We start from the raw sequence: 14,807 nt of genomic DNA, 5'->3' as shown, positions 1-14,807 counted from the left end.
ACCCGCAAATATCTGCCTCGATAATACAAAATCTTGAAGATCTGGTGCCCAGAAGATGTAGTCTAGCGATCAAGGCGCTAGAGATGAGGTGGCGTGCGCATACTTGGTCTCGATCCTGGACTGGCGACGGTGGGCTACGGTGTGCTCGATTGCACCGAGGGCGCGCTGCCGGTGGTGCGCGACTACGGCATCGTTTCGACCTCGCCAAAGAGCAGTTTTCCGGTGCGGCTCGCGGCAATCTACGAAGATATCGGCAGTTTGTTCGTCACCTACCGGCCCGAGTTGGTAGCAATTGAAAAGCTGTTTTTTTACCGCATGGGCAACACGATCTCCGTCGCCCAGGCGCGGGGAGTGGTGCTGCTGTGTGCCGCCCAACACGCCGTTCATTATGTCGAATTCAGTCCGCCCCAGGTGAAGCTCGCCCTCACCGGCGATGGCCGCGCCGACAAGCAGGCGATGCAACTGGCGGTGCAGCGGGAGCTTGAGCTTGCTACCCTACCCAGGCCCGACGACGCCGCCGACGCCCTCGCCCTTGCCCTTACCAGCTGGTTTCAGCGCTTTGCGACTTCCGGCTCAGCGGCAGCAATGCCTTTTAGCTCGAACAGGCGGGCAATCACCTCCGCTACGACGCGATCCGGCGTCGAGGCACCGGCGGTGACACCCACGGTCACCGGTCCCTGAGGGAGCCAGTCGCGGGTGCGCACCAGCGCCTTGCGTCCTAGATCGCGGTGTTCGATCAGATTCGCTGCGATCAGCCGTTCGGCGCTGTCGATGTGGTAGGAGGGCAGGCCGCGCTCGCTGGCGATCTCCTGCAGGTGGGTAGTATTAGAAGAATTGTAACCACCGATCACGATCATCAGATCGAGCGGTTGCTCGACGAGCTTGAACATCGCGTCCTGGCGCTCCTGGGTGGCATCGCAGATCGTATCGGCACTTTTGAAGTGGCCAGCCAGGTTCTCGGGGCCGTAGCGGCGCATCATCGTCCGCTCGAAGAGCTTGCCAATCTGCTCGGTTTCGCCCTTGAGCATCGTCGTCTGGTTGGCGATGCCGACGCGCACCAGATCGGTGTCGGGGTCGAAGCCGCGCGAGGCGGCGGGGGCAAATTTGTTCAAAAAGGCTCTGCGATCGCCGCCCTTGAGGATATAGTCGCAGACCTGCTCGGCCTCCTCGAGGTTGAGGACGACCAGGTAGCGGCTGGCGCGGGAGGCGGTGGCGACGGTTTCCTCGTGCTGGTACTTGCCGTGGATGATCGAGGTAAAGGCGGACGTCTCGTATTTGCCCACCCGGTGCCAGACCGCCGAGACCCAGGGGCAGGTAGTATCGACGATCACACAGTTTTTCTTTTCGAGAACGGCCATCTCCTGCATCGAGGCTCCGAAGGCAGGCAGAATGACCACGTCCTGCTCGCCGACGCGCTCGAAGTCTTTGGCCACCCGAGAGCCGTTGGCATCCTCGTCGAGAAAGCGGATGCCCATCTCGCGCAGGTTCTGGTTGACCAGGGGGTTATGGATGATTTCGTTGGTGATCCACAGCTGGCGGTCCGGAAACTTGCGGCGCGTCTCGTAGGCCATCGACACGGCCTTGTCTACTCCCCAGCAAAAGCCAAATGCCTCCGCAAGGCGGATCGTCATCTCGCCGCGCACCAGAACGTTCTGGTTGGCCCGGATGGTCGTAATCAGCGCCGATTCGTACTCTGCTTTTAAGTCGTCCTCGATCTCGGCTTTGAGGCCAAAGCCCTTGCGAAAGTAATTTTTGGACTGCATCGGCTGCTCCCGGACCTACACCGTCATTTTATGTCGCCAAAGTGCTCGAATTGCGGCCCAGCGAGGGGCTGGCCCCGGCGATCGACGATGGGGCGCTCAGCTGTCACCTCGCCGACGACTGTGGCAGCCAGACCGCTGTTGCCGAGCATCCGGATCAGATCTCCTGCAGCGGCAGCTTCCAGGGCAATCAAAAGTTCGTAATCTTCGCCGCCCCCCAGCGCCCAGCGCTCAGCATCGCCGCCGGCCACCGCCCGCGTTGCCGGGTCGATGGGCACATTCTCCAGATCGACGATCGCCCCGCAGCCGCTCTGGCCGCAGACCTGCTCGATCGCATCGGTGAGGCCGTCGCTGGTATCCATCGCTGCCGCCCGATCGCAGGCGCTGAAAACGAGGGGTGCCACCCCCAGGCGCGCCACTGGCCGTCGGTGGGCTTCGATGACCCTTTCGCGCACTGCCGGGTCCAGATGGCTGTAGCGCTCGGGCTGCTGCAACACCGCCAGACCGGCGCAGGAAGCCCCGAGGTGGCCCGTGACGACCAGCAAATCACCCGGACGGGCCGCGTCCCGGCGGAGGATGCGGCCTGACGGGGCCGCCCCCAGGGCAGTGACGGCCACGCTGCGGCTTTTGGCCCGGCAGGTATCGCCCCCGAGGATGATCCCACCCACGGGATCGGCGCAGGCCGTAAAGCCCGCGTAGAGCTGCTCCACCCAGCTCACCGGCGTGGCTTCCGTAAGCCCCAGACCAATCAGCGTTCCGATAGGCTCCGCTCCCATCGCCGCCAGATCCGAGAGGTTGGCTGCCGCTGCACGCCAACCCACATCGAAGGCGCTCGTCGTCTGGTCGCTGAAGTGGATCCCATCGAAGAGCAGATCGCTTGTGGCAACCAGCAGGCGATCGCCTAAAGCGAGTACCGCCCCATCGTCCCCGGCAGCGACCACCAGATTTTTACCCCGGCCAAAGAAGCGGCCCAGGCGGGCAATCAGCCCCCGCTCGCCCAGATCCGCGAGGGTCGGCTCACTCAATTAGCGCAGTTGACTGTAGACGACTTCGGAGATCGTGGGCACCTCCGCGTAGCGGCCCAGCAGGCTCTGGACGATGCCGTAGATGCCCAGGGCAAAGACACCCAAGAACAGCGTATTGCTGAGGGTCTGGTTGATCACGTCGATGCCCGGCAAAAAGATGAACATCTTGATGAGCAGCGGCAGCACGAGGCTCAAAAGCGAGAGGATAATCCCGACCAGGAGCGATTGAAAGACGTTGAAGCGAATGAAGTGGCTGATGTTGGGGTTGTTGACCACCAGGGCAAAAAGGGCGATGAACACCGCCAGACCGATGAAGCCCGAGTTGAGGAACATCACCGGGGCCAGTAGCTGAACGATCGCCGTCAGGCCCAGCTGTTCGAGCAGTTGAACGCCGTAGGGCAGGGCTGCCGCCATCGGCAGCAAATAAGGAAGGCTTGCAAAGATGCGATCACTCGGTGAAGTACTGCCGCGCCAGCTCATATCCGTTCCTAAGATCAGGTAGACGCTTGGATCTGGGCAAGGTGAAAACCCATCTGGCAACGGAAGCGACCGGTCTGAGAGGAAGAGTCACTTGCACAGAGCCAGCGCTCACCGCGATAGCGGGGCCGACCCTCGAGGTCGGCGTAGAGGCAGCCGGTGCAGACAAGCTCTGACCCGATAACCGTGTTGCGCAACAGCAATACCAGCCGGGTTCCCTCCATCTGCGTTCCCCTTGCTTCTCTACATTCTGCCTTACCCGTGCCAATCCGTCTAACCAATGGCCCAGCGCGCCCGAGCGCCCCTGATAAAGCGGCGCTCCCAATCGCTCCACTCAGAGGCGATCACAGGACAGGCAAACACCTGGGCGCAGGCCGCCGCCAGCACCTCCGCCACCTGCAGCCCGTCGAGGTCCGGCTGGATCTCAGTCAGACCGACGATCGCCGTGGGCACTTGCTCAGGAAAAAGTGTTGCCAGTCCGATACGATCGGGCTGAATCTGAATGCTGCCGTGCTGGAGAACGGTGCCGCCCCTGCGCACCAGGGCGCTGCCGATGAGCTTGCGCCCCTGCCAGAGCAGATCGGCGGAGGTGGCGCTGCTAAAGCAGCCAGGGTAGCGGACGTACTCGCTGCCGCCCCGGCCAGAGTGAAGTTCGATCCCAAGCCGGGCCAGTCCCACGATCAAAAAGCGGCTCAGCTGGGCGTAGATCGCTCCGGTCGAGCCGGTCGGGCAGGGTGCTGCGAGGGCGTAGGTCAGATCGCCCCTGTGCCAGACCGCTCGACCACCGGTGGGTCGGCGCACCCGCTCGAAGCCGTTCCAGTGGGCTGGTAGCTGGCGCTGGTGAAAGCCGAGGGAGAGAGTGGGCCGCTCCCAGCGATAAAAGCGCAGGCTCGCCGGAGCGTACCCCTGCTTGAGCGCTTCGAGCATCGCCTCGTCGGCGGCCATCTGGGTCGGGCCATCGGCCACCCAAAAAGGCAGCAGCCGGATCACAGTGCCAGAGCCCGCCGGGCCTGCTCGACGACGCTGCTCAGGGCACCGGGGGTGAAGGGCGAGACCAGCCCCGCCGAGCGGGCCAGCTCCTGAAAGGGCGCTTCGCCGCCGCGCCGACAGAGCGCTACGTAGTCGGCAAGCGCCTTCTGGTAATCGCCCTGGGCTTTTGCCCAGAACTGCAGCGCGCAGCAACCGGCCAGGGTGTAGTCGATGTAATAAAAAGGCGAGTTGTAGATGTGCCGCTGCAACTGCCAGCGTCCTCCCGCCGCCGGATAGGCCAGATCGCCGTAGTCGCGCCAGGGCAGATAGCGCTTTTCGACCGACTGCCACAGGCGCTTGCGCTCGGCAGCCGTCGCCTCGGGATGGGCGTAGACCAGATGCTGAAAGTGATCGACCGCCACCCCGTAGGGCAAAAACAGCAGCGATTCGGCCAGATGGATCGTGCGGAAGCGCTCGGCCTCGTCGCCGAAGAAGCGCTCCATGTAGGGCCAGCTCAAAAATTCGAGGCTCATCGAGTGAATCTCACACGATTCGAGCGTCGGCCACAGGTAATCGTAGACCGGCGTGCTGCGGCTCTGCCAGTTTTGAAAGGCGTGGCCCATCTCGTGGGTAAAGACCTCGACGTCGCCCTTGGTGCCGTTGAAGTTGGCAAAGATGTATGGCAGGCCGTAGGTCGGAAAGCTCGTGCAAAAGCCGCCCCCCGCCTTGGCTGGCCGGTTCTTGAGATCCAGCAGGTGCCGGGCGACCATCAGCCTGAAAAAATCCCCGAGCGGTGCGGCCATCTCGTCGAACATTCCCTGCGCCTGGGCGAGCATCCAGTCGTGATCGCCCACCGGCGCGGGGTTGCCACGCGGATCGAAGACCGGTTCATCCCAGAAATAGACCCGATCGACCCCGAGGTTGCGCGCCTGGCGCTCGACGATCTGGGCGGCGAGGGGCACCACCAGCTCAGCGATCTGATCGCGGTAGCGCTCGACGTCCTTTTCGTCGTAATCGACCCGCTGCATCCGCCGGTAGCCGAGGGCGATGTAATTCTCGTAGCCCAGCTTGCGGGCCATCCCGTGGCGCAACTGCACCAGTTCGCCGTAGATCCGATCGAGCGCTTCGGCGTTCCTTTCAAAAAACTGCCAGCGCACCTGCTGGGCCTGGTGGCGCACCTCGCGATCGGCGTGCTGAGTGTATTTTCCGATCCCTTCGAGGTTGAGGATCTGGCCGTCGAAGGGCAGCTTTGCCGAGGCGAGCAACTCGGTGTACTCGGCGCTCAGGCGCGCCTCTGCCACCAGATCTGCCTCGATCGCAGGCTCGAAGGTGGTCACATCCGCTTCCCACAATAAAAATGCCTGCTTGCCGATGCGCGCTTCGTACTCGGCGCGCCGGGGACTGGCGAGGAGCTGGCGCTTGAGCTGCACCTCCAGGTCGGTAAATTTGGGCGTGAGCGCGTCGCAGGTGTTGCGCGCCTCGCGGTAGGTTTCGTTGCCGGTGTCCTGGCTGAAGCGCAGGTAGGTGAGGGCACTCCAGGTACTTAACTTGCGCCTGAGCGCGTCCCAGCGCTCGAAGGCGCGCTGCCAGTCCGCTCCTTCAAGCCCCGCTCGGATCTGCTCGTACTCAGCTGCCACCGCCTCGTAGCTGGGCGTCGGTGCCTGGATGTCTGAAAAATCGTGTACCTGTTGCATGAAGTTCTCTTACCTGCCCTGCCACGAACGAGATTAAACCAGTCTAAATCGGCTCCAAAAAACGCAGATTCAATGGCTTTCAGGCATCGCTGGCGTTGCGACCGGGGGCGCAGTCTTGCTGCCTATCGGCTTATAAAGTAGCAGGGTCGCCCCAAAGAACAAAAAGGTGACCACCAACCCGATTGCCACCCCGAGCGCCAGCTTTTTGCTCAGGGGCCGATCTTCGTACTCCAGCAGATTGTCGAACCAGGCCGGATTGCCGCGTGGCAGGCCATCGTCGTCGTTTCTGGAACGCACACCATCCTCCCTGGTCCTGTATTTTCAAAGTAAACCATCCCCATAATTGCCCGAATCTGCCCCAGGAGGATTCTGACTGTGTACAATTGTCCCAGAAGCATTTTTTGAGGCGACGAGATGGTAGCGATTCAAGAAAGGCGGGTGCCGAAGAGCGAAGCGATTTTTGCCGTGCCCGCCGCCGAAGCAGCCCCAAAGCGGCGGCAGCGGCCTGTCCACGAGAACAGCACCGAAAAGGCGATCAAAGAGATCAAGCAGCTGGTGACGCTCAAGCTCGACGTGCAGCGGTTGCGCGAACAGGCGACGGCTGTGCGCCAGGGGTTGGGGGTGCTGTTTTCTGACGAAGACATCACAGCCGAGCAGGCCGAGCAGTTGCTCGCGGGCATCGAGACTCTGGCCGAATACGTCAGGCTCAAGCGGCAGTACCGCGAGGCGCGGGAGCGGGCCCGTCCGGCCCTCGCTTTGCTCGATGAGAGCGAAGTTGGCGAGGACGAGATTCTCGAATTTAATTAGAGCGATCCGCTGTGGGTACTGGCGCGTATTCCCGGCGGGTCTACTGTTCGAGGAACGGCGCAGATGATTGTCAAAATTCGCAGGAGCGCGGCTGAGTGGAAGCGGTTGCTTACCCCCCAGCAATTCTGGGTGACGCGCCAGAAGGGCACCGAGGCTCCCTTCAGCGGCCAGTACTACAACAACCACGAGTCTGGGATCTATCGCTGCGTCTGCTGCCGCACGCCGCTTTTCAGTTCAAAGACCAAGTTCGACTCAGGAACGGGCTGGCCCAGCTTCTGGGCACCGATCAAGCAGGAGAACGTTGCCCTTGTCGCCGACAATAGCCTCTTCATGCGGCGCACGGAGGTGCTCTGCGCCACCTGCGACGCCCACCTGGGCCATGTCTTCGACGACGGTCCCCGGCCCACCGGCCTGCGCTACTGCATGAACTCGGCGGCGCTGGTTTTTGAAAAGGGCAACCCGGATCTGGCGGAGCGGCTGCTCAAGCAGTTGATCGCCTACCTGGGCAGTTAAACCGTATCCGATGCCCGCTGGGTCTGCAACCGATCGATCCCGCGCCGGATCCACTCCAGACATTCGTTTTCACCGCCAAACAGCCGGGGAGCAGCGATCTTTTCGAGGCTGGTGGGCAGGTAATGATCGTAAAAGAATTTCTCGCCAATCTGGCAGACGACGATCAGGTTGTCGCAGTAGACGTAGCGCCGGGCGAAGTGATCGACTTCGATCAAGATGTCGCCATAGCAGTCGAGGTGCTCGCGGGCAATCGCCCCGATCCCGGCGAGGGTAGAAGAGAATAGCCCAGCCGGATTTTCGGAGCGGTGCCAGCGACTGCGATAACCGAGGGCGCACAGCAGACCGTAGGAATAAATTGTTGCTCCGGCAGCGGTCGCGTAACGAAACGGTACAATCAAAAAACCGCGATACGAAACCGAGCTTTCGTATAACAGCCGATCCATGGCCGGGTGGGGTGGATGGATTCCTGTTCAGTTTAGCAGCTCAAATCAAGCGGAAAAATTCTGCCGGGATCGCAGGGCGGGCGGACCTTTGCTGGGGGCGGCTTTCTGCTAGCCTGATGCTGGCCTTCACCACCCGTCGAGGTTCTGTCTTGCTTATGAAACCGATTGCTGGTCTCTCGCTGCTTGCCCTCGCCGCTACAAGTTTTAGCTGCCTGCCCGTGCGGGCGGAGTTGCCGCCTTTGATTCCAAGGGAAGTGCTCTTTGGCAATCCTGAGAAAACCAGTCCGCAACTGTCGCCGGACGGTAAGCGCCTTGCCTGGCTGGCACCGGACAAAAACAACGTGCTGCAGGTGTGGGTAAAGACGGTCGGCAAGAACGACGAGCGGATCGTCACCGACGACAAAAAGCGCGGCATCCGCCAGTTCTACTGGGCCTACAACAACCGCACCCTTCTTTATTTGCAGGACCGCGACGGCGACGAAAATTTTCATATCTACGGCGTCGATCTCGCTGCCGGTAAGGTAAGCGATCTCACCCCTGCGCCGGGGGCCCGCGCCGACATCCTTGCTATCGATCCGAATTATCCAGACGAGGTGCTCCTCAGCCTCAATTCCCGCAACAAGCAGCTCTTCGACGCCTACCGCCTCAACCTCGATACCGGGAAACTCAAGCTCGACACCGAAAATCCCGGCGATGTCGGCGCTTTCTTTGCCGATCCAAAGCTGGTGGTGCGGGCAGCCCAGGTGACGACCCCCGACGGCGGCACGGAGATCCGCATCCGCAGCAGTGCCGCCGCTCCCTGGAAAACCTGGCTCAAGGCCGGTCCCGATGAAATTCTCGATTTTGTCGATTTTACCGCCGACGGCCAGTCCGCCGTGCTCCGCTCCTCCCTCGGATCGAACACCGCCCGCGCTGTGCTCAGGGGAATCACGAAGAAAAACGAGAAGGTGCTCGCCGCCAGCAACGAGGTGGACGCCGGTGAGGTGGCAATCCAGCCAAAGACTCACCTGGTCCAGGCGGTTTCCTTCGAGCCGGGCCGCAAAAGCTGGAAGGTGGTCTCCCCCTCGGTGCAGGCCGACTTTGACGCCCTGGCAAAGGTCTACGACGGCGACTTTTCGATCGTCAATCGCGACGCGCGCGATACGACCTGGCTGGTCGCCTACGACGCAGATCGGTCTCCTGTGCGCTATTACACCTGGAACCGCGCCGCTAAAAAAGCGACGCTCCTGCTGGTCTCGCGCCCGAAGCTCGAAGGTCTGTCCCTCGCCAAAATGGACCCGGTAAGCTACACCAGCCGCGACGGCCTCAAGATCAACGGCTACCTCACTACGCCGGTGGGTGTCCCGGCGCGCAAACTACCGGCGGTGCTCCTGGTCCACGGTGGCCCCTGGTCGCGGGACAGCTGGGGGTACGACCGGGAAGCCCAGTGGCTCGCCAACCGGGGTTACGCCGTGCTCCAGGTCAACTACCGGGGTTCGACCGGCTACGGCAAAAAATTTCTCAACGCCGGGAACCGCCAGTGGGGCCTCAAGATGCAGGACGACCTCACCGACGGCGTCAACTGGCTCACCGGCAGCCTGGGCCTCGCCGATGAAAAGAAAGTCGCGATCTTTGGCGGTTCCTACGGCGGCTACGCCACGCTGGCGGGACTGACCTTCACGCCGGAACTGTACGCGGCTGGGGTGGACATCGTCGGTCCATCGAACCTCAAGACCCTGATCGCTGCGATCCCGCCGTACTGGAAGACTTTCCGGGCGATCTTCGACCGGCGCATGGGCAACGTCGATGAGTCTAAGGACGCAGAGCTGGTCAAGAACGCCTCGCCGCTCTTTAGAGCCGATCAGATCCGAAAGCCCCTGCTCATCGCTCAGGGAGCCAACGATCCACGGGTCAACAAGGCCGAATCCGAGCAGATCGTCTCGGCGATCGAAAAGAACGGCGGCAAGGTAACTTACGTTCTTTACACCGACGAGGGCCATGGCTTTGCCCGCCCCGAAAACCGCCTCGACTTTTATGCCCGCGCCGAAAAATTTCTGGCCGACATACTCGGCGGTCGTTCGGAGCCTCTGCCCAGCGACCCCTATCCGGGTTCGACGGCGATTGTCAAGACGATCGGCTCCGGGCCGACCGCCGCTCGACCCTGACCCATGTCGCGGAAAATACGAACTGTATGGTGTACAGTTTGGGTGCGAGATCTTCGTCTTTTGAGGAGCGATTGTGGGCCTGCGCGACTATTTGCGAGTACTGAACCGCCACCGCTTGTATGCCGGAGGGGTATTTGTCCTGGTGGTGGCGGGTGTGGCGGTCTGGACCTTCACCTCACCTTCGGTCTGGGAAGCGAAGGGCCGCCTGCTTTTTAAGCAAAAAGACACAGCGGTGGGAAGCGAAAACCCGGCAAGAAGTCTACGCGGTTCGCTGGGCCAGCTCGACTCGGTCGCCTTCGGCAATCCCCTCGACACCCAGGCAGAAATTATCCAGTCGCGGCCTCTGGTCGAGAAGGTGATCCGCACCCTCCAGCTCAAAGATCCCCAGCGGCGGGGGCAGCTCCTCCGGCCCGAAAAATTTCTCAAAGCTCTCAAAGTCGAGACACTCAGGCGCACCGACCTGCTTGTGATCCGCTACCGCGAGTTCAATCCGGAATTGGCGGCAAAAGTCGTCAACACCCTCGCCCAGGCTTACATCGTCGAGAATGTGCAGCAGAACCGGGCCGAGGCGTCCTCGACCCGCACCTTTGTCGAGAGCCAGCTCCCAAAGATGGAGCAGCGCCTGCGCGACTCCGAGCGCCGGTTGCGCGAATTTAAGGAGCGCTACGGCAGCGTTGCCCTGCCCGAAGAACAGCAGGCGGTCGTCAAGCAACTGGCCGAATTCAAAAGCGAGCAGGCCCAGGCGGCTGTCAAGCTGGCCGAGGCCCAGACCCGCGCCGGGGCAATCGCGAGCCGCATGGGCGGACTTTCTGAAAAAGAAGCGCTGGTGGCCGGTGCCCTCTCCAGCAGCGACGGGATGAGCGAACTGCGCAAGGATCTCGTAGAAGTCGAATCGAAGCTCGCCCTCGCCCGCGCCCAGTACCAGGACAATTATCCGGACGTAGACCGGCTCATCAAGCAGCGCAACGCCCTGCGCGCCCTGCTCAAGACCGAAGCGGGCCGCCTGTTGGGCCAGCCTGGGCTGCCCGATTCGCTGGTCGATGCGAGTGTGGCCGCCGAGGCCCAGGCTCCGGCGACGAAGGACAATCTCCCCCGCCTCGACCTGGTGCGCCAGAAACTGCTCAAAGATCTCGTCGATGCGCGGGTAGAAGAACTGGCCGCCCGCACCCGCACCGACGCCTTAAATAGCGTCTCTGAGCGCTACAGCTCCCAGGTGGCGGCGATGCCCAGGCTGGAGGAGACCCAGCGCCAGTTGGAGCGGCAGGTGGAGGCGGACAGCGCCGCCTACAAGCTCTTGCAGACCAAGTTTCACGAGTACCGGATTCTTGAGGCCCAAAATATCGGCAACGCTGAACTCATCGAACCAGCCGTGGCCCCAGAGTTGCCTGCCTGGCCCAGTCCGCTGTTAAACCTGGGGGCCGGGGCACTTTTAGGAGCGATTCTGGCGATGCTGGTCGCCTACGGGCGCGAGTTCTTCGACGATTCGCTCCAGACGGTCGAGGAGGCGACCAGCCTGCTTGGGACGCCACTACTGGGCACGATTCCCCGCTGGACCGGCGCGGAGGGGCCGGGGCTCGTCGCCCAGAGCGATCCGCTCTCACCGATGAGCGAAGCCTACCGTTCGGTGCGCACCTATCTCAAATTTTTGAGCGCCGAGAGCCCGCTCACAGCGGTGGTCTTTACCAGCGCCAGCCCCCAGGAGGGCAAATCGACGACGGTGGCCAACCTGGCGATCGTCAGTGCCCAGTCAGGGGCGCGGGTGCTCCTCATCGACGCCGATCTGCGCAAACCCCGTCAGCACAAGCTCTGGGAGGTGTCAAACCAGCAGGGCCTCTCGACTTTGCTGACGGGCGAAGGCAACTGGCGCGATCTGCTCGTGCAGCCGCCAGGGCTTGAGCGGCTGTCGCTTCTTACGGCTGGACCGATGCCGCCGAATCCGCTGGCGCTTCTGGAGTCGCGCCAACTGCCGGAACTGCTGGCGCAGTGGCGCGCCGAATTTGACCTCATCCTCTTTGACACCCCGCCCGTCACCGCCGCCGCTGACGCCCTGGCACTCACTGCCCTCAGCGACGGTCTGGTGCTGGTGGTGCGGCCCACCGTCGCCAACAAGCGCATCCTCGTCAAGGTCCGCGAGAGCCTCAAGCGCCCCGGCATCCGGCTTTTAGGCCAGATCGTCAACGGCACGATCGCCGCCAACGAAGGCCACAGCGAGTACTACTACTACAACCGCTACCAGACCCGTTCTACCGACAGTCTCGCCGTGAGCACCAAAAATGGCAGCGGCAACGGCAGAGCCTACGCGACGAACGGCAACGGCAAGGGCAGCTCCCGCAAGTGGTATCAGATCTTCAGCGCCCGCCAGGACAGCAAATCCCGCCCCTGATGGCGCAGCCATGATCGCCGTCAATGGCCGATTTTTGCTCAGAAAACGGATCACAGGCGTCGAGCGCTACGCCCACGAGCTGCTTGCCCGCCTGCCCGAGTACGGGCCGCTGCGCGTCGAGCGCCCCCGCTCCGCCCAGAGCGCTTACCAGCACCTGTGGGAGCAGGCCATTCTGCCTGCTCGGCTCGCCCGCGATACGGTGCTCTTCAATCCCTGCAACCTGGCACCGCTCGCCCATCCGGCCAACGTGATCACCCTGCACGATGTCGTGCCGCTGGTCTATCCCCAGTTCTACCGGCCCGCCTTTCAGCTCTACTACCGCACCCTCATCCCGCTTTTAGCCCGCCGGGCTCTCCACATCCTCACCGTCTCCGAATTTTCGCGCCGCCAGATTCTCGCCGGCACCGGCGTGGACGAAAAAAAAGTGACGGTGGTACCCAACGGCGTGAGCGAACGGTTTGTGCCGTCGCTGCGCTCGGCGTCCTCCGCAATCCGCACCCGCTACGGTATCGGCGCACCGTATCTGCTCTACGTAGGCTCGCTGGAGCCGCGCAAGAACGTTGCAACCCTGCTGAAGGCGTTCTCCTACGCCCAGCGGCACCTGGGCCTGAGGGGCTACGAACTCTTGATCGCAGGCGATCGCCACCGCAACTTTGCCGACGTCGATGTTGCACCCGACCAGACCGCAGGTATCCGCCTGCTGGGCTACGTCGCCGACGCGGATCTGCCTGCCCTGTACGCCAACGCGGATCTGTTCGTTTATCCGTCGCTGTGCGAGGGATTCGGGCTGCCGGTGCTCGAAGCGATGGCCTGCGGGGTGGTGGCGCTGGCGGCGGCTGGATCGTCCCTCATAGAAGTGGTGGGCGACGCGGAGCTATGCTTCGATGCCCTCGACCACCGTGCCCTCGCCGAGAAGATCTGCTTTTATCTGGCCCGGCCCGGCCTCCGCCAGGACTGTATAGCGCGGGGACTGCAGCGGGTAGAGCAGTTTCGCTGGAGCCGCAGCGCCATGCTCACCGCACGGGTGCTGACAGACTTTCGCTAAATCAACCCTATATTTCCGGTGTACGCACCGGACGATCGCTAAGTAGGAAAGGGCGAGGCTCTCTCTGTATTTCCCCCCGAGCCGCGCCTGCTGACCGCGATCATATAACCGATACAAGTGTTGTTGATCGAGTAAATGTAAAATTTTGGTGTTATTTATTGTTTTCCGTTTGATAGCTGATCGTTGCTTGCACTGGCGATAGCACCGATGGCCGGTTCCGGTAGCTTATCGGTGCTTTCCCAACCTGCTCCAACGGCAACAAGTTCGTCGTCAGCAGACAGCAACCCGCCTACGACAGTGATACTTTTTCAGGTCGTATACTCGGCGTTGATCTTGACATAATCGTAGCTCAAATCGCAGCCCCAGGCCGTCCCAGTTCCAGCCTGCTCGCCGACCTGCAAAAAGACTACGACCGTCGGTGCGCTCTTGAGATAGTGCGAAGCGGCTGCCCGGTCAAAGACGAGGGGCTGCCCCGCCTCCATCAGGGCAAAGGTGCCCAGGCGAATCGCCAGCTTCTCGGGATCGAAGCGAACTCCGGCCCGGCCCGCTGCTGCCGCCAGCCGCCCCCAGTTTGGATCGTTGCCGAACATCGCCGCTTTGACGAGCGACGAACCTGCCACCGTAAGGGCGATCTGACGGGCGGCGGCATCGTCGGCTGCCCCTTTGACCTGCACCTCGACCACCTTGGTTGCCCCCTCGCCGTCGCGGACAACTTTTTGGGCGAGGTCGATGCAGACGGCGGTGACCATCTGCTCCAGCAGTTCTGCCTGCGGGCTGTGCGGGTCATCGATGAGTGAATTTTTGGCCTCGCCGTTTGCCAGGGCGACGAGCAGATCGTTGGTACTGGTATCGCCGTCTACGGTGATCTGGTTGAAGGAGCGGTCCACCGCCCGCCGGACGATCTGCCGCCAGAGCGGCGCGGCGACGGCACAGTCGCAGGTGATAAAGGCGAGCATCGTCGCCATCTGCGGATGGATCATCCCGGACCCTTTGGCGATCCCGCCCACGTGGACGGTCTTGCCGGCGATAACGGCGCTCAGAGCGCACTGCTTGCGAACAAGGTCAGTGGTCAAGATCGCTTCGGCTGCCCGCTCAGAACCATCCGCTGCGGCGTCTGCCACCAGCTGCGGCGCAGCAGCCTGGATCTTCTCGACGGGCAGAGGCACACCGATGACACCGGTGGAGGCGACGAGCACCTCCTCCGGCTCGATCGCGAGCAGATCGGCCAGCAGCCGGGCTGTGTCCAGAACAGCCCGGTAGCCCGCCTCGCCAGTAGCGGCGTTGGCGTTGCCGGAGTTGACGACGATGGCGCGCACGCTCTCGCGTCGCTTGAGGAGTTCCCGGTCGTAGATGACCGAGGCGGCCTGCACGAGGTTGGTCGTAAATGCTCCCGCCGCTGTTGCCGGTACTTCTGAAAAAACGAGGGCCAGATCCGGCTTACCGGAAGGTTTGATGCCGCTGATCATTCCCGATGCTCGAAATCCGCGCGCCGCCGTTATACCACCCTCAACCCAGTTCCAATCGCTCACATCGCTTCTCGCTCGTAT

At 62.4% G+C, this 14,807-nt stretch carries 14 protein-coding genes and 1 pseudogene; 6 read left to right on the top strand and 9 right to left on the bottom strand.

Features of this window, described 5'->3' with window-relative positions; translation table 11 throughout:
* Positions 1-93 precede the first annotated feature (93 nt).
* Positions 94-504, top strand: a pseudogene (ruvC, locus tag GKIL_RS25605) (crossover junction endodeoxyribonuclease RuvC); the annotation flags it as partial.
* 47 nt (positions 505-551) lie between these two features.
* Here the strand turns inward: ruvC and GKIL_RS09055 are convergent.
* From GKIL_RS09055 to GKIL_RS09025, 7 genes are all read right to left on the bottom strand, one after another.
* A complete protein-coding gene (locus tag GKIL_RS09055) occupies positions 552-1,763 on the bottom strand; it encodes a 4-hydroxy-3-methylbut-2-enyl diphosphate reductase (RefSeq protein WP_023173233.1) in 1,212 nt (403 codons plus the stop codon).
* Positions 1,764-1,786: 23 nt separating this feature from the next.
* On the bottom strand, positions 1,787-2,785 hold the full coding sequence (thiL, locus tag GKIL_RS09050) for a thiamine-phosphate kinase (RefSeq protein WP_023173232.1): 999 nt from the start codon (positions 2,783-2,785) through the stop codon (positions 1,787-1,789).
* Complete coding sequence (locus tag GKIL_RS09045) at positions 2,786-3,265, bottom strand: Tic20 family protein (RefSeq protein ID WP_023173231.1); 480 nt, start codon at positions 3,263-3,265, stop codon at positions 2,786-2,788.
* A gap of 14 nt (positions 3,266-3,279) precedes the next feature.
* The gene (locus GKIL_RS09040; protein WP_023173230.1) at positions 3,280-3,486 is read right to left on the bottom strand and encodes a hypothetical protein; all 207 of its coding nucleotides are present in this window, start codon (positions 3,484-3,486) and stop codon (positions 3,280-3,282) included.
* Between the two features lie 49 nt (positions 3,487-3,535).
* Positions 3,536-4,252 carry a lipoate--protein ligase family protein gene (locus tag GKIL_RS09035; RefSeq protein ID WP_023173229.1) on the bottom strand — a complete coding sequence of 239 codons (717 nt, stop codon included), beginning with the start codon at positions 4,250-4,252 and terminating at the stop codon, positions 3,536-3,538.
* Entirely contained in the window at positions 4,249-5,925 is a 1,677-nt protein-coding gene (locus GKIL_RS09030; protein WP_023173228.1) for a M3 family oligoendopeptidase, read from the bottom strand. Before GKIL_RS09030 ends, GKIL_RS09035 begins: the two co-directional genes overlap by 4 nt.
* Before the next feature lie 69 nt (positions 5,926-5,994).
* A complete protein-coding gene (locus GKIL_RS09025; RefSeq protein ID WP_023173227.1) occupies positions 5,995-6,222 on the bottom strand; it encodes a hypothetical protein in 228 nt (75 codons plus the stop codon).
* A 117-nt stretch (positions 6,223-6,339) separates the two neighbouring features.
* On the opposite strand from GKIL_RS09025, the gene GKIL_RS09020 reads away from it, so the two are divergent.
* The gene (locus tag GKIL_RS09020; protein ID WP_023173226.1) at positions 6,340-6,732 is read left to right on the top strand and encodes a hypothetical protein; all 393 of its coding nucleotides are present in this window, start codon (positions 6,340-6,342) and stop codon (positions 6,730-6,732) included.
* Positions 6,733-6,795: 63 nt separating this feature from the next.
* Positions 6,796-7,245 carry a peptide-methionine (R)-S-oxide reductase MsrB gene (gene msrB, locus GKIL_RS09015; protein ID WP_023173225.1) on the top strand — a complete coding sequence of 150 codons (450 nt, stop codon included), beginning with the start codon at positions 6,796-6,798 and terminating at the stop codon, positions 7,243-7,245.
* On the opposite strand, the gene GKIL_RS09010 is transcribed toward msrB, so the two are convergent.
* Positions 7,242-7,688: a hypothetical protein gene (locus tag GKIL_RS09010; protein ID WP_023173224.1), complete on the bottom strand. Its 447-nt coding sequence runs from the start codon at positions 7,686-7,688 to the stop codon at positions 7,242-7,244. The two genes, msrB and GKIL_RS09010, sit on opposite strands and share 4 nt — an antisense overlap.
* Before the next feature lie 155 nt (positions 7,689-7,843).
* Between GKIL_RS09010 and GKIL_RS09005 the strand changes: the two genes are divergently transcribed.
* The 3 genes from GKIL_RS09005 (at position 7,844) to GKIL_RS08995 (ending at position 13,260) form a co-directional block, all read left to right on the top strand.
* Positions 7,844-9,832: a S9 family peptidase gene (locus GKIL_RS09005; protein ID WP_023173223.1), complete on the top strand. Its 1,989-nt coding sequence runs from the start codon at positions 7,844-7,846 to the stop codon at positions 9,830-9,832.
* A 73-nt stretch (positions 9,833-9,905) separates the two neighbouring features.
* Complete coding sequence (locus GKIL_RS09000; protein ID WP_023173222.1) at positions 9,906-12,215, top strand: GumC family protein; 2,310 nt, start codon at positions 9,906-9,908, stop codon at positions 12,213-12,215.
* Positions 12,216-12,225: 10 nt separating this feature from the next.
* Positions 12,226-13,260, top strand: a complete 1,035-nt coding sequence (locus GKIL_RS08995) for a glycosyltransferase family 4 protein (protein WP_023173221.1) — start codon at positions 12,226-12,228, stop codon at positions 13,258-13,260.
* Between the two features lie 308 nt (positions 13,261-13,568).
* On the opposite strand, the gene argJ is transcribed toward GKIL_RS08995, so the two are convergent.
* A complete protein-coding gene (gene argJ, locus GKIL_RS08990) occupies positions 13,569-14,789 on the bottom strand; it encodes a bifunctional glutamate N-acetyltransferase/amino-acid acetyltransferase ArgJ (protein ID WP_041243844.1) in 1,221 nt (406 codons plus the stop codon).
* Between the last annotated feature and the right edge of the window lie 18 nt (positions 14,790-14,807).

Source organism: Gloeobacter kilaueensis JS1 (assembly GCF_000484535.1).
GTDB classification, from domain to species: Bacteria; Cyanobacteriota; Cyanobacteriia; order Gloeobacterales; family Gloeobacteraceae; genus Gloeobacter; species Gloeobacter kilaueensis.
The sequence above is the reverse complement of the archived record's forward strand: the minus strand, read 5'-3'. Positions and strand labels throughout refer to the sequence as shown.

What these genes read in the sequence shown, in the direction of transcription:
- GKIL_RS09055 (WP_023173233.1), bottom strand. Translation starts at nt 1,763, where the DNA reads ATGCAGTCCAAAAATTACTTTCGCAAGGGCTTTGGCCTCAAAGCCGAG.
- GKIL_RS09045 (WP_023173231.1), bottom strand. Translation starts at nt 3,265, where the DNA reads ATGAGCTGGCGCGGCAGTACTTCACCGAGTGATCGCATCTTTGCAAGC.
- GKIL_RS09040 (WP_023173230.1), bottom strand. Translation starts at nt 3,486, where the DNA reads ATGGAGGGAACCCGGCTGGTATTGCTGTTGCGCAACACGGTTATCGGG.
- GKIL_RS09030 (WP_023173228.1), bottom strand. Translation starts at nt 5,925, where the DNA reads ATGCAACAGGTACACGATTTTTCAGACATCCAGGCACCGACGCCCAGC.
- GKIL_RS09020 (WP_023173226.1), top strand. Translation starts at nt 6,340, where the DNA reads ATGGTAGCGATTCAAGAAAGGCGGGTGCCGAAGAGCGAAGCGATTTTT.
- msrB (WP_023173225.1), top strand. Translation starts at nt 6,796, where the DNA reads ATGATTGTCAAAATTCGCAGGAGCGCGGCTGAGTGGAAGCGGTTGCTT.
- GKIL_RS09010 (WP_023173224.1), bottom strand. Translation starts at nt 7,688, where the DNA reads ATGGATCGGCTGTTATACGAAAGCTCGGTTTCGTATCGCGGTTTTTTG.
- GKIL_RS09005 (WP_023173223.1), top strand. Translation starts at nt 7,844, where the DNA reads ATGAAACCGATTGCTGGTCTCTCGCTGCTTGCCCTCGCCGCTACAAGT.
- GKIL_RS08995 (WP_023173221.1), top strand. Translation starts at nt 12,226, where the DNA reads ATGATCGCCGTCAATGGCCGATTTTTGCTCAGAAAACGGATCACAGGC.